A 15,321-nucleotide genomic window follows, 5' to 3' on the forward strand; every position below is an offset into this window, starting at 1 on the left:
CAGGCGATCCCGTTGATCGCCCTCGGAATGGCGATCCTCGGATTTCTCGTCACCATGGAGCTGTTCGCGCGTCGCTACGGTCTAGCGGGGCCGATCACCAGCCAGGCGCGCGAGATGATATTCGCTCCCCGTTCGGGGCAGCTGCTGTATGCCGGTTTGACGTTGATGATGGTGGTACTCACCTGGCGGCAACGGTTTATTGTTGTGAGTGCGGCAATCGGCATCGACATCGCCTTCTGGTTGGTGCGATCGATGGTCGGCGCCGAAATGAACTACGGCAACGGCGCGTTGTGGGTAATTTTCGGCTGCGCGATCTTTGCTCTCACGCGCCGCACCGGCCGGGAACGCGTCCTGATGCTGAAGGGCGCCGGGCTGGGACTGCTGCTGGTGGCAGGCCACAAGACCGGCGCCACCTGGCTGCTCATCACGTCGGAGACCCGTCCGACCGTGCTCGACCAGTATGTGGCGACCGCCGATCACGCGCTGGGTGATCCGTCGTGGGCAGCCGGCCGGCTGGTCGCGGCCACCGACCCGATCAGCTCCCATGTCCTCGGTACCGTCTATGGTCAACTTCCCCTGGCAGCGGCCATCGTTGCGCTGTACCAACTTCGAAACGTAGTGGTCGAGCGCCGCTTCCCGGGCCATCATCTGGTGCGCACCTTCCTGGCCATCGGCCTGCTCGGGCCGAGCATCTACATGCTCTTCCCGGTGGTCGGTCCGGTCTTCGCCTACGGCCCCGACGGCGGGTCCTGGGCGGTGGCCGACCTGTGGCCGAATACGCCGCCGCCGATCGACACTCCACTCCCGATGCGGTTCGACGAGATCACCCCTCGCAACTGCATGCCCAGCCTGCACACGGCGTGGGCCACCATAATTTTCGTCCACTCGCGCAAGGGCTCGCGGTTCATCCGATTCGCAGGAACGTTCTGGCTGATTGCCACGCTCGCGGCCACGCTGGGATTCGGCTACCACTACGGCGTGGACCTCGTGGCCGGTGTGGTCTTCGCGCTCACGATCGAGACCGCGACGCGCTCGCTCGACCGTGGCTGGGATTGGCAGGGAATTCGCCTGGTCATCCACGGCACGACGGTTTTCGCTGTGCTCCTGGTGGCGTACCGTTATCTGCCGACGGAGATGGCCGAATATCCGTGGGTATTCGGACCACTGCTTATTCTGGCGATGGCCTCGGTCGTCTACGCCTATGTGCAGACCACCAATGCGTGGGACCCGAAGGCCGCGCCGGCGGAGCATCTCCACGCAGTACGCCAAGAGGTTCGCCGGGGCAGTTCGTGAGCGGAGTGCTCCGATCCACCGGGACGACCGTGTCCAGAGCCTGGCGAAGCGGCGAGGCCCGTCGGTCGAACGGCTCGGTCGGCCCGGATGTCGGCTCGACGGCGCAACGGCTGGAGGAGTCGGGCGGCGTCGACGAGGCGTTGGAGGTGCTGCGCCGCGCCGCCCGGGAGCAGGTGCCGTACGCCGCGGGCTCGTTGGCGCTGCTGCTCGCGCGCATCGGTCGACTGGACGAGGCGGTGGAGGCGGTGCGCCCGGGGTCGGACGGAGCGAACTGCGGGTGCCTGATGTACGGGTCCTGGAGGTCCTGGTCGCCGGCGGCGGCGCGGCGGCGGCTGTAGACCTGCTGGTCGGGACGGCGGAGCGCAATTCGCATGTCGCGGAGTACGCCAGGAGTCTGCGGCCGGGGTTGCTGTCCGAGGTCGGGCGGGCGGAGGAGGCCATCGCCGCCGACACCGGCTTCGGCCGCGCGCAACCGGCCCGCGTGTTGCCCGACGGCGCGCCCCAGGGAGGCGAGGCCCCGCCGCCCGTTCGCGATCCGCGCGTGGCGCCGCTCATGCGAGCTCGGCACCGTGACCGGCGCCCGCCCGGCGTCCTCGTGCCCGGTGCACCCGGTCGCCGCGATCAACACACCTGCCGGGAAGCCGCGTTCGCGACGCCTCACGCACACCCCGTGTCGAGGGTCCGGGCGGCCACAACGCCCAGCCGGCCGTCGCCTCGTACTCGTCGGACCGGCGGGAGCGTCATTCCAGGCAAGTGATATTCGGAGGGCTTCGGCGTCGGCGAGCCGTAGGGTTGGGCCGCCGAGGCGGCCTGGCGGCAGGGGACAAGCGTGCGGTCCGAGGAACATGAGGGGTGGAAGCGGGACTTCCCGGTCCGGTATCTCCTGGTTCAGGGGGATGTCGGTGATGAGGAGCAGTCCGGTGTCGCGGGTGTGGCAGGCGGTCGTGTGCCCGCCCCCGGCCATTGCTGCGGGTCGGGGACGAGGTCGTGCACGTCGCCGGGTCACGGGGCGATGCCGGAGGAGGGACGGACTCGCGTGCCGGGGCGACGAATCGGGTGGTGGCCACGATGTTGAGGGACGCTGCATCGACGGTGGGCGCCCGGGAGTCGAAGGGTGAACACGGCGTAGATCCAGCCGGTGCGGACGCGGGTGCGGGCCACGGTGTGGACAGCGTCGAGTCGGGTGGGCGGTGCGCCGGGTTGGGTCGTCGGCGGCGAAGCAGTCGCCTTTGCCGGGGATCGCGGCGGGTGCTTCGCGGGCGCCTACGTCGTCCTCACGACAGGCTCCGACACCCGCCGGGTCCTCGATCGCGCCAAACGCATCCTCCCCGACTACATGACGCCCACCACCCTGACCGAGATCCCCTCCATCCCACTCACCGACAACGGAAAGCCGGACCTGGCCCGACTCCCCGCGCCCACCGTCGGCACCCTCGACCACCGGCCGGACCCGGTCGCCTCCGATCCGCTGCCTACGGCCGAGCCCGACGGGCTCGCCGCGGCGGTCCTGGACATCTGGAGCCGCTGTCTGAGGACCCGGGTGACCAGGGAGGACAACTTCTTCGAAATGGGCGGCAACTCCCTGCTCGTGGTCCAGGTGCTCACCTCGATGCGCGAACGGCGACTCCCTCGCGTCTCGACCCGCGACTTCTACAACAACTCGAACGCCGGCCGGTTCATCACCCTGGTCGAACAACGACTCGAGGCGTCACGACACGACCCCGACGCGATCCCGCACGCAAACCCTCCGGAAATCCCCGCCGACGCCGTATACGCCCCCGGAAAGGGGCACGACACGCTCATGGCGAGGTCCGCCCACCTGCCCGTTCCGAACCGAGCCGATCCTGCCCGCATCGAAACGTCGGAGTGAATCCCAGTTCCCGAAACGCCCGGCTCGGTCGATGAACGAGCACCACCGGGAATTCACGGATGCACACCCGAGAAGCCCATCTCCACGCCGTCGCCACAACTCTTGCGGATTGAACGGAGGTCGCCCGGGAACTCGGCCGTCCCGGCAATATCGTCCGGGGCGTTGTCCATCAATGGTCGAGGCGTTCGAGCATCAGGTCGAATGTGTCGGCGAGCCACTCGAGTTCGTCCTCGGGCCCGTTCAGGGCGATGCTTTCGTGCAGGTTGCGGTCCGCCGCCGGGGCCTCGGCGATGCGGCGGGCGGTATCGGTCATGCGCCGCAACGGCCGGAGCACGCGCCCGGCAACCAGCCGGGCCGGCGGCGTCGCGAGTCGGCGGGCGAGGGTGTTGCGGGGGAATACGGCTGTGTGGGCCCTTGCTGTGTGGATCCGTGGGTGGCGCCGAGGGGATCGAGGGTCTGGGGCGGGTGGCCGCGATGTGTCGGGAGACTCTGGGTGACGGGGCGGGGATCGGACGTCCTCTGGCGGGGGGTTCGTCCCTGGACATTGTCGAGATCACCTGTTGTGACGATCGGCGGTCGTTTCGTCCGCCGATTTTGGTTTCCGAGCCCGAGGCCGGGGTCACGCGGATGCTGTTGGTCCGCTCCGGCGGGTTCTTGGCGCGGGTCAACGGCCGTGAGGAGTTCGCCGACCCGGTCACGGGATTTGTGCTCCGCCAGGGCGATGAGGTGGCCTTCGCCCACCCGGCCCACACCCGCGACATCAGCACGATGCTCGATCTCGGCCGGGACGTCTACGGTGACCTCCCCCTGCCACCGGCCCGGAATCCCGTCGTACCGGTTACCGCCGCGCTCGACCTGGCCCACCGGCGACTGGTCTCCGCCTGCCGGGCCGGGATCGACCGCTTCGAGGCCGCCGAGCGGGTGCATCACCTGCTCGCCACAGCCCCCGCCCCGCACGCTCCGGCACGGACCGGGCGGCGTGCCGCCACTGTCCAAGCGCACCGCAGGCTGGTCGAACAGACGCGGACGGTGCTGATCGATGGGCCATTGACGGTGAGCCTGGAGGAACTCGGCCGCCAGGTGGGCTGCTCCCCCTTCCACCTCAGCAGGGTCTTCCATCGGGTCACCGGGCAGACCCTCAACCACTACCGCAACCAGCTACGGGTCCGCGCCGTGGTCGAAGACCTCGCCGAGGGACACTCCTCACTGCGCACGCTGGCCGCCGGCTACGGCTTCGCCGACCAGGCCCACCTGACCCGCGTGTTCAGACAGCACACGGGACAGGTGCCCAGCGCGGTCCGGGCGATGCTGAGAGCGGCCGGCCCGGATGAGTGAACGCGCTGAATGCGCACAAGAATCTTCTACGCCGCCGCGGCACGACTCCGTGATGATCATCAACATGACAGCCGCCGCTGCGTTCTTCGGCCTTGGATCGGGAGCGTGTTGCGGAAGTGCCGTCCACGCAGCCACCGGCCAGGCCGAATGAGAGGGAACTCCCGTGAAATACCGCACCATCGGCGCCGACCCGGCGACGCGGCGTGAGGTGAGCGTGCTCAGTCTCGGCGCGATGTTGTTCGGCACGACCATCGACGAGCAGACGTCGTTCGCGATTCTCGATCGGTATGTCGAGGCGGGCGGCACGTTCATCGACACCGCGAACAACTACGCGTACTGGAACACCGGCAGTCGAGGCGGGGAAAGCGAGGCGCTGCTCGGCCGCTGGCGGCGCAGCCGCGGCGTCGGCGAGGAGATCACCATCGCCACCAAGCTCGGCGGCCGGCCGACCGCCACCACCGAGCCGACCGGCTCCACGAGCAGGCTGGTCCCCTCGGACGGCGTCGAGGGGGTGAACGCCAAGGTGATCCGCGAGGCCTCGGCCGCCAGTCGCGAGCGCCTCGGCGTGGAGAGGCTGGACCTGTTGTATGCGCACATCGGGTTCCCGGACGCGCCGTGGCAGGAGATCGTCGAGGCGTTCGGCGCACTGGTCGCCGACGGCACGGTCGGCCTGCTGGGCGCGAGCAACCACTGGGCGTGGAGCGTGGAGCGGGCCAGGAACCTGGCCGCCGCCGCCGGCCTGCCCGGCTACGAGGTTCTCCAGTACCACCACAGCTACCTGCGGCGACGGGCGGACCTGCCCGGCAGGCGCTCCCCGGACGGGGAGATCGGCACGGTCTCCGGCGACCTGCTCAGCTATGTGCGGGCCGAGCCCGGCCTCGCGCTGGTGGCCTACTCCCCGCTGCTGGGCGGGGGCTACGTACGCCGGGACAAACCCCTGGACGCCGGCTTCGACCACGCGGGCACGCCCGCCCGCCTCGCGGCGCTGCACCAGGTGGCCGACGAAACCGGCGCAACCCCGAACCAGGTGGTGCTGTCCTGGCTCATCGGCGGCGAGATACCGGTCATCCCCCTGGTCGGCGCGTCCTCGGTGGCGCAACTGGAGGAGAGTCTGGCGGCCGTGGACCTGGAGCTGACCGGGGAGCAGCGCGCCAAACTGGACGCAGCACACTGAACCCCTCCGCAACGATCGACAACAGTGCCTGATCGCCAGGACGGCCTGCCCGGTGGCTCGACGCCCGGAAAGCCGCAAAGCCTCTGCCGGAAGTGAGGGACGGCGACGCGGTGCCACCGGGCGGCGAGCGGGTCAGCGGGCGAGGGTGACGGCGACCGGCACGGAGGCGAGCGCGTTCATGATGTTGTCGGGACGGCGCCGTACCGGCCCGGCGAGTTCGATGTGCTCGACGCGGGCGCCAGGGCGGTCAAGATCGGTCGCCGGCGGTCCAGGGCAGTGCCGGGCGGCATGTGGCCGGGTCGGGTTCGGCGCGCCCCTTGTAGTTGAGGACCCGGCCGTCGGGGGTGCGGACACATTCCGCCGACCCCGGTTTCGGGATGTCGCGGTCGGAGTCCCACACCAGCTTGCCCGCCGCGTCGTAGCCGCGGATCCGGGGAGTTCGCCCGGCCGGGAACGCATCGGCGGCCTCGTGCGTGTACCCGACGGTCTCCGCCGCATACCAGACACCGCCCGACATGATCGCCGCGCGCTCGCCGCTGCCCCGGTCCATGGTGATCCGCGCCACGGGGGCGTTGTAGCGTCCTGCGGCGTAATCGGTCCAGCCGGCACCGGACTTGGTACCGCCGCTGTTGTCCACCTCGATGGTCCCGGTCAGCAGTTCGAAATCCGACTGGGCCCACTGAGCCACGGGCGAAGTCGAACCCGAACACTGCAACGCATGGCGTCCGGCCGGGTCGACCGCGACGGCGTAGATGTGCCCGGGCTCGCCGGCCTGCGGGCCGCGCACCGTGAAGTACGGGCGGTATTCGCTCGCGGCGGTGGGGGTGGGTCGGGAGAGGGCACACGCGGCGACGAATCGGGCGGCATCGGCGTCCGACACCGCGATCTCGGCGGGTACCGGCACCTGCCCGAGCGGCAGCCGGCGACCCACGACGGAGGGCGCGGGGTCTGTCGTAGAGGGCACTGCCGACGGCGAGCCGGCCGGTCCCGGGACCCGGGTGGCCCGGTCGTCGCCGGAGATCCCGAGCAGGACGCCGGTGACCAGGCCCGCGACCGTCGCCGCGGCGGCCAGTGGCAGCAGTACCCGGCGCGGCGGTATCAGCCGACCCTGAATTCGCCCTCCGATTGTGGGCAGTTGCGATGGCTGGGGGTCGGTGAGGGGGAGGAGGGCGAGCAGTTCGGCGCGGCGGGCTGCGCTGTGCGGCAGCTCCCGCTCGGCCGGGATCGTGTTCGAGGACTTCACGATGTCTCCTCGGCGATGGCGTGGGTGTTGCGGGAGGACGGTGCGTGTTCACGCAGGTCGTCGCCGAGTCGGCGGCGCGCGCGATGCAGACGCGACTTGATGGTGCCCACGGCCACGCCCAGTGCGGTGGCGGCGGCTTGATGGTCCAGTCCGCTCCACACACACAGTTCGATCACCTCGCGTTCGTGCGCGGGCAGGCGGGCGACGGATCCGCGCAACGCGACGAGGACGCGTTCCTCGTCGACGCGATCGGCGACGTCCTGGGCATGGTCGGGGACCGGTGACGGCGTGGGAAGGCGCTCCTTGAGCGCCTGATAGCGACGACGAGCCCGCCCGCCAGTGGCGGCGGTGTTGCGGGCGATGCCCAGCAGCCACGGCAGCGCGCTGTCCCGGTCCAGGGTGACGGCGCTTCGGTGACGCCATGCCTGCAGGAAGACGACAGACGTCAGATCCTCGGCCTCGACCCACGAAGCGGTACGGCGGGACAGGTAGTTGAAGATCGCACGGGAGTGTCGGTCGAAGATGACCCCGAACGCCTCGGGATCACCTGCGCACGCCCTCTCCCACAACTCGCGGTCGGATATCGCGGTGATGGTCACACCCTGTCTTGTCCGACGGGCCGCCTCGGGTTCCCGAGGATCGCACAACCGTCGGTACTCGATCCGCACCCGGCAACGCCCGGGCGCGCATGGCTTCTGGTCTCGGGCGTGTCCTCCATCGCGGGGCCCGTTCGACCCGGAAGCCGGCGGCGTCGCCTGGCCCCGGGCCGGTGGTCCGCGCGCGCAGGGATCAGGGGTGAGACGAGGACGGCAGCTCTCAGTCGCCGATCGATCCCGCCTCCGGCGTGAATGTCGACGTCGAGGATGCGCCGGAAGCGACAGAGATCCGCTCCTGTGTTCAAGCGATGTCGTGACGCTCTTCCTCGCCGCCGGTGGTGGTGTCGACGTCCTTGTTCGGGATGCCCGCCGGGCTGTTCTTCATGGACGGCTCGGCAGCTGCGGCCCGCCCCGAAGACGTTGTGACGAGGACGATCCGAACCCCGTCCATCGAGCCGGCTGCGCGGGCGGGGCGGGGGCCTGGGGCCGGGACCGGCGACGCGAGGCTTCCGCGGGGCGGCCGCAGTGCCTTGGGGGGCGCGCCGGGAGGGGTGGTCGGTGGGCGGTGTCCGGGTGGGGGTGGCGGGGCTTTCGGGTCGGGCGCCGAAGCGGTGGGTGGCGCTTCGGCGGGCGGAGTCCAGCGGGCCGGCGCGGTATCGGCGGGCGCGTCTTCGGCGGTGGGCGGGAACGGGAGCGGCGGCGGGGGTGGTTCCGCCGGTGCGGGTGGTACGACGCCGAGGGCGGGCCAGGGTCGCGGACCTCGTCCAGGAAGGCGCGGTGGTCGGTGCCGTGTGCGTACGCTGCTGCGCTCAGCGCGTCGAGGGCGGCGCGCAGGGAGTCCGGCTCGGCCGCGCCGAGCAACGCCGGGAAGGCGAACGCCTGTTGGAGGGCGTTGTGGGTGGTGCCGTCCGGGAGCGTGATCAGGGTGCGTGGCACGTTCGGGTCCTCGAACAGGCGCCGCCACGGTTCGGCCGGGTCGTCGAACGGCGCGGGCAGCGGTGCGCCCGCGTCGAGGGCCGCCAACGCGGGGACGATCCAGTCGACGTCGGCGAACCCCGCCAGGGCATAGGCGCGATGGGCCGCCCAGCGGGCGATCGCGCGTTGCGTCCCGTCGTCGACGCGCGCGATGGCGTGGACCAGGTGCACGTCGAGCATCCGCATGCCGTGGACGTTTCCACCCACCCGCCGCAACCGCTCTGTCGGCAACCGGCCCGCCCACTCGCTCAGTTCGTACTCCCGGACACGCTCCGCCCTTTCCCGGGCCTGTTCCTCGCGGGCCGCGCGCTCTTTCGCCGCCCGCTCGTCAGGCGTCGGCGGCGGTGGCCGGTCCCGGGCGATCCTGTTCCGGTAGGCCGCCTTGTCGCTGGTCTGCCTTCCGCGGGGGTTCAGTCGGCGAGGAGTTGGGTGCGCAGTCGGGTCAGGGTGCGGGACAGGAGGCGGGAGACGTGCATCTGGGAGATGCCCAGGCGTTCGCCGATCTGGGACTGTGTCAGGTCTTGGCCGAAGCGCATGGACAGGATGTCGCGGTCGCGTTGCGGGAGTGCCGCGATCAGCGGCTTGAGGGTGTGCAGGTTCTCGGCGAGGTCGTATCCGGGGTCGACGAACGAGGCGCGCGAGGCGTGGACTTCGGCGGGGCCGTCGTCGCCGGCGGGGGCGTCGAGGGAGGCGGCCGTGTAGCCCGCGGCGGCGGTCAGGCCCTCGATGACGTCCTCGACGCCGATGCCGAGTCTGTCGGCGAGTTCGGCGGGGGTGGGTTCGCGGTCGTGTTCGGTGGTGAACGCGTCGCGGGCCCTGGCCAGTTCCAGGCGCAGTTCCTGCAGGCGTCGTGGGACGTGCACGGCCCAGGAGGTGTCGCGGAAGAAGCGCTTGATCTCGCCGGAGATGGTGGGGACGGCGAAGGTGGGGAACTCGACGTCGTAGGAGGGGTCGAAGCGGTCTATGGCCTTGATCAGGCCGATCGTGCCGACCTGGACCATCTCCTCCGCGGTCTCCGGGCGCGAGCGGAAGCGCCCCGCGACGTACCGCACCAGGGGGATGTTGAGTTCGATCAGGGTGTTGCGCACGTACTGGTACTCGTGCGTGCCCTCTTCCAACACGCGCAGCCGGTCGAAAAGGACCTTCGACATCGCCCGCGCGTCGGCTGCCGAGACGGCGCCGGGGTCGTCGACGATCGGCAGTTCGGCGAACGCGCCATCCTCGGTGGGGGTCGCGGTTGCGTCGGGGGCCAGGAAGGCGGTCGCGGCGGTGCGGTTCATGTCGGCGTCCTCCTGCTTTCGGACCGGCGGCGGGCCGGAGCATTGTGCCCCACACTGCGGGACGTACACCCGTTCAGGGGGTCGGATTCCGCTGACGGCAGTGCCGCGTCCCTCGCCCCACGGGGGCCGACATCCGAAATGCGGCATTCACGGCGCCCGAGTGCCGAACCACTCGACCGGGTGACGCTTGAGGCGCCGGGGGCCGGGCAGGTGTGCGGGCACGACGGTGTCGATTTCGGGGAGAGGTTGGCGATGGTGTACGAACGGGCAGGTCACCGGCTCTGGGATGGATCCGCGGATTCCTACTCCGGCTCCGCGCTCGTTGATCGTCCGGACAAGGACGTGGGCGAGTCGTTCCGCGTCCGTGTCCGTGTCCGTGGGCCGGGGTCGCACTGCGGCACCATCCGCCATCGACCCGCGTCCCTGTGAGAAAGGTCATGCCCGGGCGTCGTCGAACCCTCCTCCGCCGGCGCGTGCCGCGACGAACCGGGGCGTGTGCCCAGGCCCGTCGAGCCGTACGAGCCACCCTCGCCGACTGGGGTTGGAACGAGGATCGTGTGGCTACAGCCGTCCTCGTCCTGTCGGAGATGTTGACCAACGCGCAGCTGCACACCGACGGGGAAGTGGTCCTGACCGTGCGCCGGACCGCGCGCGGGGTGCGGTTGTCCGTCACCGACACCGATCCCCGGACGCCGACCCGACGCGACACCGGCCCCGAACACCAGGGTGGGTTCGGCCTGCACATCCTCGACACCATCACCACCGACTGGGGCATTCGCAAACACCGGGGCGGCAAGACCGTCTGGGCCGACTTGGTCGCCCCCCACCCCGACGGGCGCCGGCATCCGCGTCCGGTGCGCGCCGGACTCGGGGCCGCCATGATCCGGGCGGCGCTTGGCTCGATGCGTCGGGCGGGTCCGGCGGTGGCCCGCCGAGCGGCAGTGCCGCGTCGATCGGGGGCATGGGTACGGCGGCGCGGCGACTCCTCGGCGCGCGGGTGGGTGCCGGCGCCGATGCGGCGGATCCGGCGCGGGGGTTCACGCCTGATGCTGCTGGACGTCCTCACTGCGGTCTGACCCCGCGCGGCGGACACGCCTGCCGGGGGCCGAAAGCAGCGTACGCGGTCGGTGGCTCCGCCCCGGTTGGTGAGCTTGCCGAACCGCACCACCTCTTCGACTCTCGAAGAGCGCCTCTGGCATCCCTTGAGTACCGTCGAGCGCCGCCGAGTTGCCCGCCGCAGCGGGTTCACCGGTCGGCATACATCCTCGAACTGCGGGCAGCAACGGCTTACTTGCGATCAGATGCGATCGATCTGGGGGATGCAATGAGCACGAATACCAATGCCCGGACCCGTGGACTCGCGGTGGCTTCCGTTGCGGGACTGCTGCTGCTCGCCGGCTGTGGCAGCGACACGAAGGACGACGAGAAGACCGCCCCGGCGGGCGATACCGCCGCACCGCTACCCGGCACGTCGAGCACCGATCCCGGAAAGAACTCGGGCTCGGCCGAGGACGACAACTCCAAGCTGGACGACGCGACGCTGCGCACGAAGGTCCAGGCGTCCGCAAGCGCGACCAAGACGGTGCACACCCTGGGCACTGTGCACGGCCGGAACGGGGAGACCCGGTTGGACCTGCGCGTGGACAACGTCACGAAAAACTACTCCGGAACGTTGACCGCCTCGGGTCGGACCGTCGAAGTGATGCGACTGGGGCCGGACATGTATCTCAGGGCCGGCGCGGACTTCTGGACCAAGGACGCGAAGGTGAGCGACCCGAACGTGGTCGCTCTGCTCCAGGACAAGCACGTCAAGCTCAAGGCCGACGACCCCAGGTTCAAGGACATCACCGCGATCGCGAACCTGGGCGACATCAAATCGACCGTGAGCGGTTGGGGCCCCACCGTCCAGCGCCGACCGGAAGCAGACGTGAACGGCAAGCGGATGGTCGTTTTCGCCGACACTGATCCCCAGGACGGCGAGACCCTTCTGTACATTCCGGCGAAGGGCGATCCCGCTCCGGTTCGCATGGAGAACAAGAACCCCACCGACGGCGGAACGATCGACTGGAGCGAACACAACAAGCCGGTGACCGTCACCGCCCCCGGCCCGGAAACCACCGTCAACCTGCCCACCCTGACCGGTGAGACCCCCGCCGCGAACTGAGCCCCGCGTGCGGTCGGACACCTCGCTGGGAGGCCCGACACGAACCCGCCTGCGGGGCCCTGGGTTCGGTGCTCGCGGAGCGCGGGGGCGAGATCGCGCACGTCGGCGACACGATGCCGTCGACGGTCGGGTTCACGGACCGGGCCGGCTGACGCCGGTCGCGGCCGACCGCCGACAGCGCCCGCGTCACCCCACGCCCGGCGGCCCGCCGCGATGCGGATGGGGAGACAACGTCTCCAACGACCGGCCGTGACCGTACCGGGCCCCGCGAGTCGCGAGTTCGGCGCACGAGCGGCGTGCGGGCTGTCCATGCGCCCGGGGCGCGGGCGGCCCGCTCCCGCCGCGCGGATTGCCGACCCGGGGTATCGGGCGTGAATCGGCGGCGGCCGACTCCGTGACGCTCCGGCTCGAAGACGTCCGGCGTCCGCTGCCCGGCTTCCAACGCGGCCTCGGCCGGTTCCTTCCTCGTCGGCGTCGGCGTCGGCGGTCGAACATGTCCACGGCCTTGTACACCGCGACCTCGTCGCAAACGTGGCGCGTTCGTCCGTAGGCTTCGGCGGTGCTCGCCTACCTTCTCGCCGCGCTGTTCTTCCTGTTCTGCCTCGTCGGAGTCGTCCGCGACCCGCGCCGCTTCGGCAACGCCGTCTTCCTCGGCCTGTCCGTGGTCGCGCTCGTCGTCGGGCTGCTCGGCGAACTTCATCGTATGCCTGAGCGCTTCGCCGACGTGGTGACGCTCCTGCTCCTGTTCCTACCGGCCCTGGGCGTGCTCCTCCTGGCCGGCGCGCTGGTGTCCAACGGTGTGACGATGGTGCGAAAGGAGGGAGTTCGTCTCGCGAACCTGCTCTCGTTGCTCGCCGGGCTGACCATCGTCGGCGTGATCGTCCTGCTCGTGACCGCCCTGTTCATCCGCTCGCGCACCCTGATCGTGATCGCCGGCACCGTGGTGCTGGTGGTCGGCTACGTGTCCTTCCTTCTGCTGTGCTTCCTCGGCTACGCCTTCCTCTACGAGCGGTTGCGGGTGCGCCGGTCGGTGGCCTTCGTGGTCGTACTCGGCTCCGGCCTCATCGGCGGCAGGACGGTCCCGCCCCTGCTGGCCGCCCGACTCGATCGCTCGCGAAGGATCTACGACGCCCAGGTCGCGCGTGGGAACCGGCCCATGCTCATCACGTCGGGCGGCCAGGGCCCGGACGAGGATCTGCCGGAGTCGCACGCGATGGCCGACTACCTCGTCGCCAAAGGCGTGCCCGCGGAGCGAATCGTGCGCGAGGACCTTTCGCGGAACACCGAGGAGAACCTGCGCTTCAGCAAGACGATCATGACGAAGATCGATCCCGACTACCGGTGCGTGATCATCACCAACAACTTCCACGTCTTCCGTGCCGCACTGACCGCCCGACGTACCGGAGTCCGCGGCCAGGTGGTCGGCGCTCCGACGGCGAAGTACTTCCAACCCAGCGCGACAATCCGCGAGTTCGTCGCGGTATTCCTGACCTACAAGGTCGTCAACCTCGGTGTCTGCCTGCTCATCGCGGTCTCCGGAGTCGCCGCGTGGCTGTGGCGCTGACCGATGCCCGGAGGGCGGGCTACACGTCGCCCCGTCGTCGGTACCGCCGTCGGGCGGTGCGAGCGTGCCCTCGTCCGCGACGAGGAGCACGCGTCCGTCGTCGCGCAGGCCCCACTCCGGCAGGCTCCGTATGGCCGGCGGGTATTCGTCGTCGACCGACAATCGCAGTTTGTTCGTCCAGCCCCGGGTGGCCGCCAGGGCGTGGAACGGGTGTTGCCGCAGGACGTGCGCGGCGTACCGGTTGGAGTAGGTCGCGGTGCGCTCCTCGGCAGCGGTAAGCGGGTAGACCTCGCGGTGGGCCTGGCGGAACGGCTGGGCGATCAGGTGGCGTTCGAGCCGGTCACGAGCTGCGAAGACTTCGTCGTGGGCAATATCGATCGGGTGCCACAACCCGACGGCGGCTCCGGCCGCGGGCTCGATGGCCGTGTCATCGAGCGTAGGCAGCGCGCCGTCGGCGTACCCACATGTGCGGCCGTCGACGGTCCACAGCAGGCGCCGCGCGAGGGTTCCCACGGGGGTGATCCAGGAACTGTGCACGCCACCGGTCGAAGCGACAGGAGCGCCGGGCGAGGAAGAGGCGGTCGAGGCGGCCGGATTGCGCGGCGAGCATCTTGGCGATGTCCTTGGCGTCCGCCTTCAGTTCACCGAGTGCGACACCATGGTCGCGGCGCACGTCGGCGGGCGGCGATTTGACCACCCGTCCGGCGGCGTTGCGCCAGGCGATGGTCACCGTGCGGCCGGACACGATCAGTTCCGCGGTGGCCTCACCGAACCGCTCGACGCGTCGGCCCACTTCGGTGAGCCCGTGTCCGGGGGTGCGCGGGCGCCCGACCTGCGCCAACCACCGCAGGATGGCCGCAGTGGCCGCGTCCACACCGACCTCGGCCGGCACGTCCCGACCGGTTCGCTCCCACTTCTTGGCGGGCTTGGACGCGTGGGTCGGTGTCGCCGGCCGCGATGCCGCGCGTATCTCGGCAGTGCCGTCACCCTAGGACGTCACCCCGACACGCGCCCGCACCGCATCGGACGCTCCATCCGGCGCCCGACCCGCCCATGGGCACCGCTCGCAATGCCGTCGGGTGTTCCCGCCATCGCGACTTCGGGGGCTGGGCGCTCGCCTCGAGGAACGCCTGAGGAAATCCCAGCCGGGGACCGGCGCGAGACCGATCCGCGCCGCGTCGGCGCGGCCTGCCACCGGAACCCGAGGCGTCTGCTCATGCTCATGTGGGTCGCGTCGGCAACGACCGACCCGACGTCTCCTGGGGCCAAGGTGTGCGGCGAGGGCGACCTCGCCCTGAACAACCGGACGCGGCGATCACCGCCTGGGTGGCCGGTCGCACGGACGTGCCGCGGATCACCCTCGCGGCAGGTGCTCGCGACGGGTTCGGAGTCGGTCAGGCCGCGTAGTACACGTACAGCGAGAAACCGTTCACCCCGTTGCCGGGACACGAGTACGAGGTTGCCCCCATGTAGTGCATGTACAGGTTCCCCTCGTTCTGGCACTGGTACAGATAGCGATACGTGGCGACGTACACGCCGCCGCCCGCCTGGGCCGGGCTCGCCGCCGCGGAAACCGCTCCGAGGGCGGCCGTCACCGTGAGGGCCAGGCCCGCCGTACGTCGCTTCAGGCTCGACATGTCCACCGCTTCCGCTCGTGATCGGGCACTCGTGCGCACTCATGCTTCATGTGGGCGGAAAGCGGGGGCAAGGAATCACGCAAATTGGCCGACGGCCAAGCGCTTTGTCCCGCACGGGTGTTCGTCGTTCGCGCGATCGGGAGAATTCGGCGCGGCGGCACGCGTCCGGTGCGGCGGGTGCCTCGAGCGA

At 70.4% G+C, this 15,321-nt stretch carries 15 protein-coding genes and 1 pseudogene; 8 read left to right on the top strand and 8 right to left on the bottom strand.

Features of this window, described 5'->3' with window-relative positions:
* The first annotated feature begins 27 nt into the window (after positions 1-27).
* The 3 genes from ACH4XV_RS30365 (at position 28) to ACH4XV_RS30375 (ending at position 3,163) form a co-directional block, all read left to right on the top strand.
* Positions 28-1,293 carry a phosphatase PAP2 family protein gene (locus tag ACH4XV_RS30365; protein ID WP_395795622.1) on the top strand — a complete coding sequence of 422 codons (1,266 nt, stop codon included), beginning with the start codon at positions 28-30 and terminating at the stop codon, positions 1,291-1,293.
* Positions 1,290-1,631, top strand: a complete 342-nt coding sequence (locus ACH4XV_RS30370) for a hypothetical protein (protein WP_395795326.1) — start codon at positions 1,290-1,292, stop codon at positions 1,629-1,631. Before ACH4XV_RS30365 ends, ACH4XV_RS30370 begins: the two co-directional genes overlap by 4 nt.
* An 845-nt stretch (positions 1,632-2,476) precedes the next feature.
* Positions 2,477-3,163, top strand: a complete 687-nt coding sequence (locus ACH4XV_RS30375) for a phosphopantetheine-binding protein (protein WP_395795328.1) — start codon at positions 2,477-2,479, stop codon at positions 3,161-3,163.
* A 169-nt stretch (positions 3,164-3,332) separates the two neighbouring features.
* Here ACH4XV_RS30375 and ACH4XV_RS30380 read toward each other — a convergent pair whose 3' ends face one another.
* Complete coding sequence (locus ACH4XV_RS30380) at positions 3,333-3,590, bottom strand: HAMP domain-containing protein (RefSeq protein ID WP_395795624.1); 258 nt, start codon at positions 3,588-3,590, stop codon at positions 3,333-3,335.
* A 200-nt stretch (positions 3,591-3,790) separates the two neighbouring features.
* On the opposite strand from ACH4XV_RS30380, the gene ACH4XV_RS30385 reads away from it, so the two are divergent.
* Positions 3,791-4,498: a helix-turn-helix transcriptional regulator gene (locus ACH4XV_RS30385; protein ID WP_395795330.1), complete on the top strand. Its 708-nt coding sequence runs from the start codon at positions 3,791-3,793 to the stop codon at positions 4,496-4,498.
* A gap of 163 nt (positions 4,499-4,661) precedes the next feature.
* Positions 4,662-5,672, top strand: a complete 1,011-nt coding sequence (locus ACH4XV_RS30390) for an aldo/keto reductase (protein ID WP_395795332.1) — start codon at positions 4,662-4,664, stop codon at positions 5,670-5,672.
* 247 nt (positions 5,673-5,919) lie between these two features.
* Here ACH4XV_RS30390 and ACH4XV_RS30395 read toward each other — a convergent pair whose 3' ends face one another.
* From ACH4XV_RS30395 to ACH4XV_RS30410, 4 genes are all read right to left on the bottom strand, one after another.
* Positions 5,920-6,915 carry a hypothetical protein gene (locus ACH4XV_RS30395; RefSeq protein WP_395795334.1) on the bottom strand — a complete coding sequence of 332 codons (996 nt, stop codon included), beginning with the start codon at positions 6,913-6,915 and terminating at the stop codon, positions 5,920-5,922.
* Positions 6,912-7,514 carry an RNA polymerase sigma factor gene (locus tag ACH4XV_RS30400; RefSeq protein WP_395795336.1) on the bottom strand — a complete coding sequence of 201 codons (603 nt, stop codon included), beginning with the start codon at positions 7,512-7,514 and terminating at the stop codon, positions 6,912-6,914. Before ACH4XV_RS30400 ends, ACH4XV_RS30395 begins: the two co-directional genes overlap by 4 nt.
* A 378-nt stretch (positions 7,515-7,892) precedes the next feature.
* Complete coding sequence (locus ACH4XV_RS30405; protein ID WP_395795338.1) at positions 7,893-8,672, bottom strand: hypothetical protein; 780 nt, start codon at positions 8,670-8,672, stop codon at positions 7,893-7,895.
* A gap of 224 nt (positions 8,673-8,896) precedes the next feature.
* Positions 8,897-9,766: an RNA polymerase sigma factor SigF gene (locus ACH4XV_RS30410; RefSeq protein ID WP_395795340.1), complete on the bottom strand. Its 870-nt coding sequence runs from the start codon at positions 9,764-9,766 to the stop codon at positions 8,897-8,899.
* Positions 9,767-10,203: 437 nt separating this feature from the next.
* On the opposite strand from ACH4XV_RS30410, the gene ACH4XV_RS30415 reads away from it, so the two are divergent.
* The 3 genes from ACH4XV_RS30415 (at position 10,204) to ACH4XV_RS30425 (ending at position 13,494) form a co-directional block, all read left to right on the top strand.
* The gene (locus tag ACH4XV_RS30415) at positions 10,204-10,842 is read left to right on the top strand and encodes an ATP-binding protein (RefSeq protein ID WP_395795342.1); all 639 of its coding nucleotides are present in this window, start codon (positions 10,204-10,206) and stop codon (positions 10,840-10,842) included.
* Positions 10,843-11,129: 287 nt separating this feature from the next.
* Complete coding sequence (locus tag ACH4XV_RS30420) at positions 11,130-11,930, top strand: hypothetical protein (protein WP_395795344.1); 801 nt, start codon at positions 11,130-11,132, stop codon at positions 11,928-11,930.
* Positions 11,931-12,489: 559 nt separating this feature from the next.
* On the top strand, positions 12,490-13,494 hold the full coding sequence (locus tag ACH4XV_RS30425) for a YdcF family protein (RefSeq protein WP_395795346.1): 1,005 nt from the start codon (positions 12,490-12,492) through the stop codon (positions 13,492-13,494).
* A gap of 237 nt (positions 13,495-13,731) precedes the next feature.
* Here the strand turns inward: ACH4XV_RS30425 and ACH4XV_RS30430 are convergent.
* The 3 genes and pseudogenes from ACH4XV_RS30430 to ACH4XV_RS30440 form a co-directional block, all read right to left on the bottom strand.
* Positions 13,732-14,031 (bottom strand): annotated as a pseudogene (locus tag ACH4XV_RS30430) (DUF4132 domain-containing protein); the annotation flags it as partial.
* Complete coding sequence (locus ACH4XV_RS30435; protein ID WP_395795348.1) at positions 13,922-14,386, bottom strand: DUF4132 domain-containing protein; 465 nt, start codon at positions 14,384-14,386, stop codon at positions 13,922-13,924. The pseudogene ACH4XV_RS30430 and the gene ACH4XV_RS30435, both read right to left, overlap by 110 nt.
* 502 nt (positions 14,387-14,888) lie before the next feature.
* Positions 14,889-15,131, bottom strand: a complete 243-nt coding sequence (locus tag ACH4XV_RS30440) for a hypothetical protein (RefSeq protein WP_395795350.1) — start codon at positions 15,129-15,131, stop codon at positions 14,889-14,891.
* Positions 15,132-15,321 lie beyond the last annotated feature (190 nt).

The organism is Embleya sp. NPDC020630, from assembly GCF_044334985.1.
Taxonomy (GTDB): domain Bacteria; phylum Actinomycetota; class Actinomycetes; order Streptomycetales; family Streptomycetaceae; genus Embleya.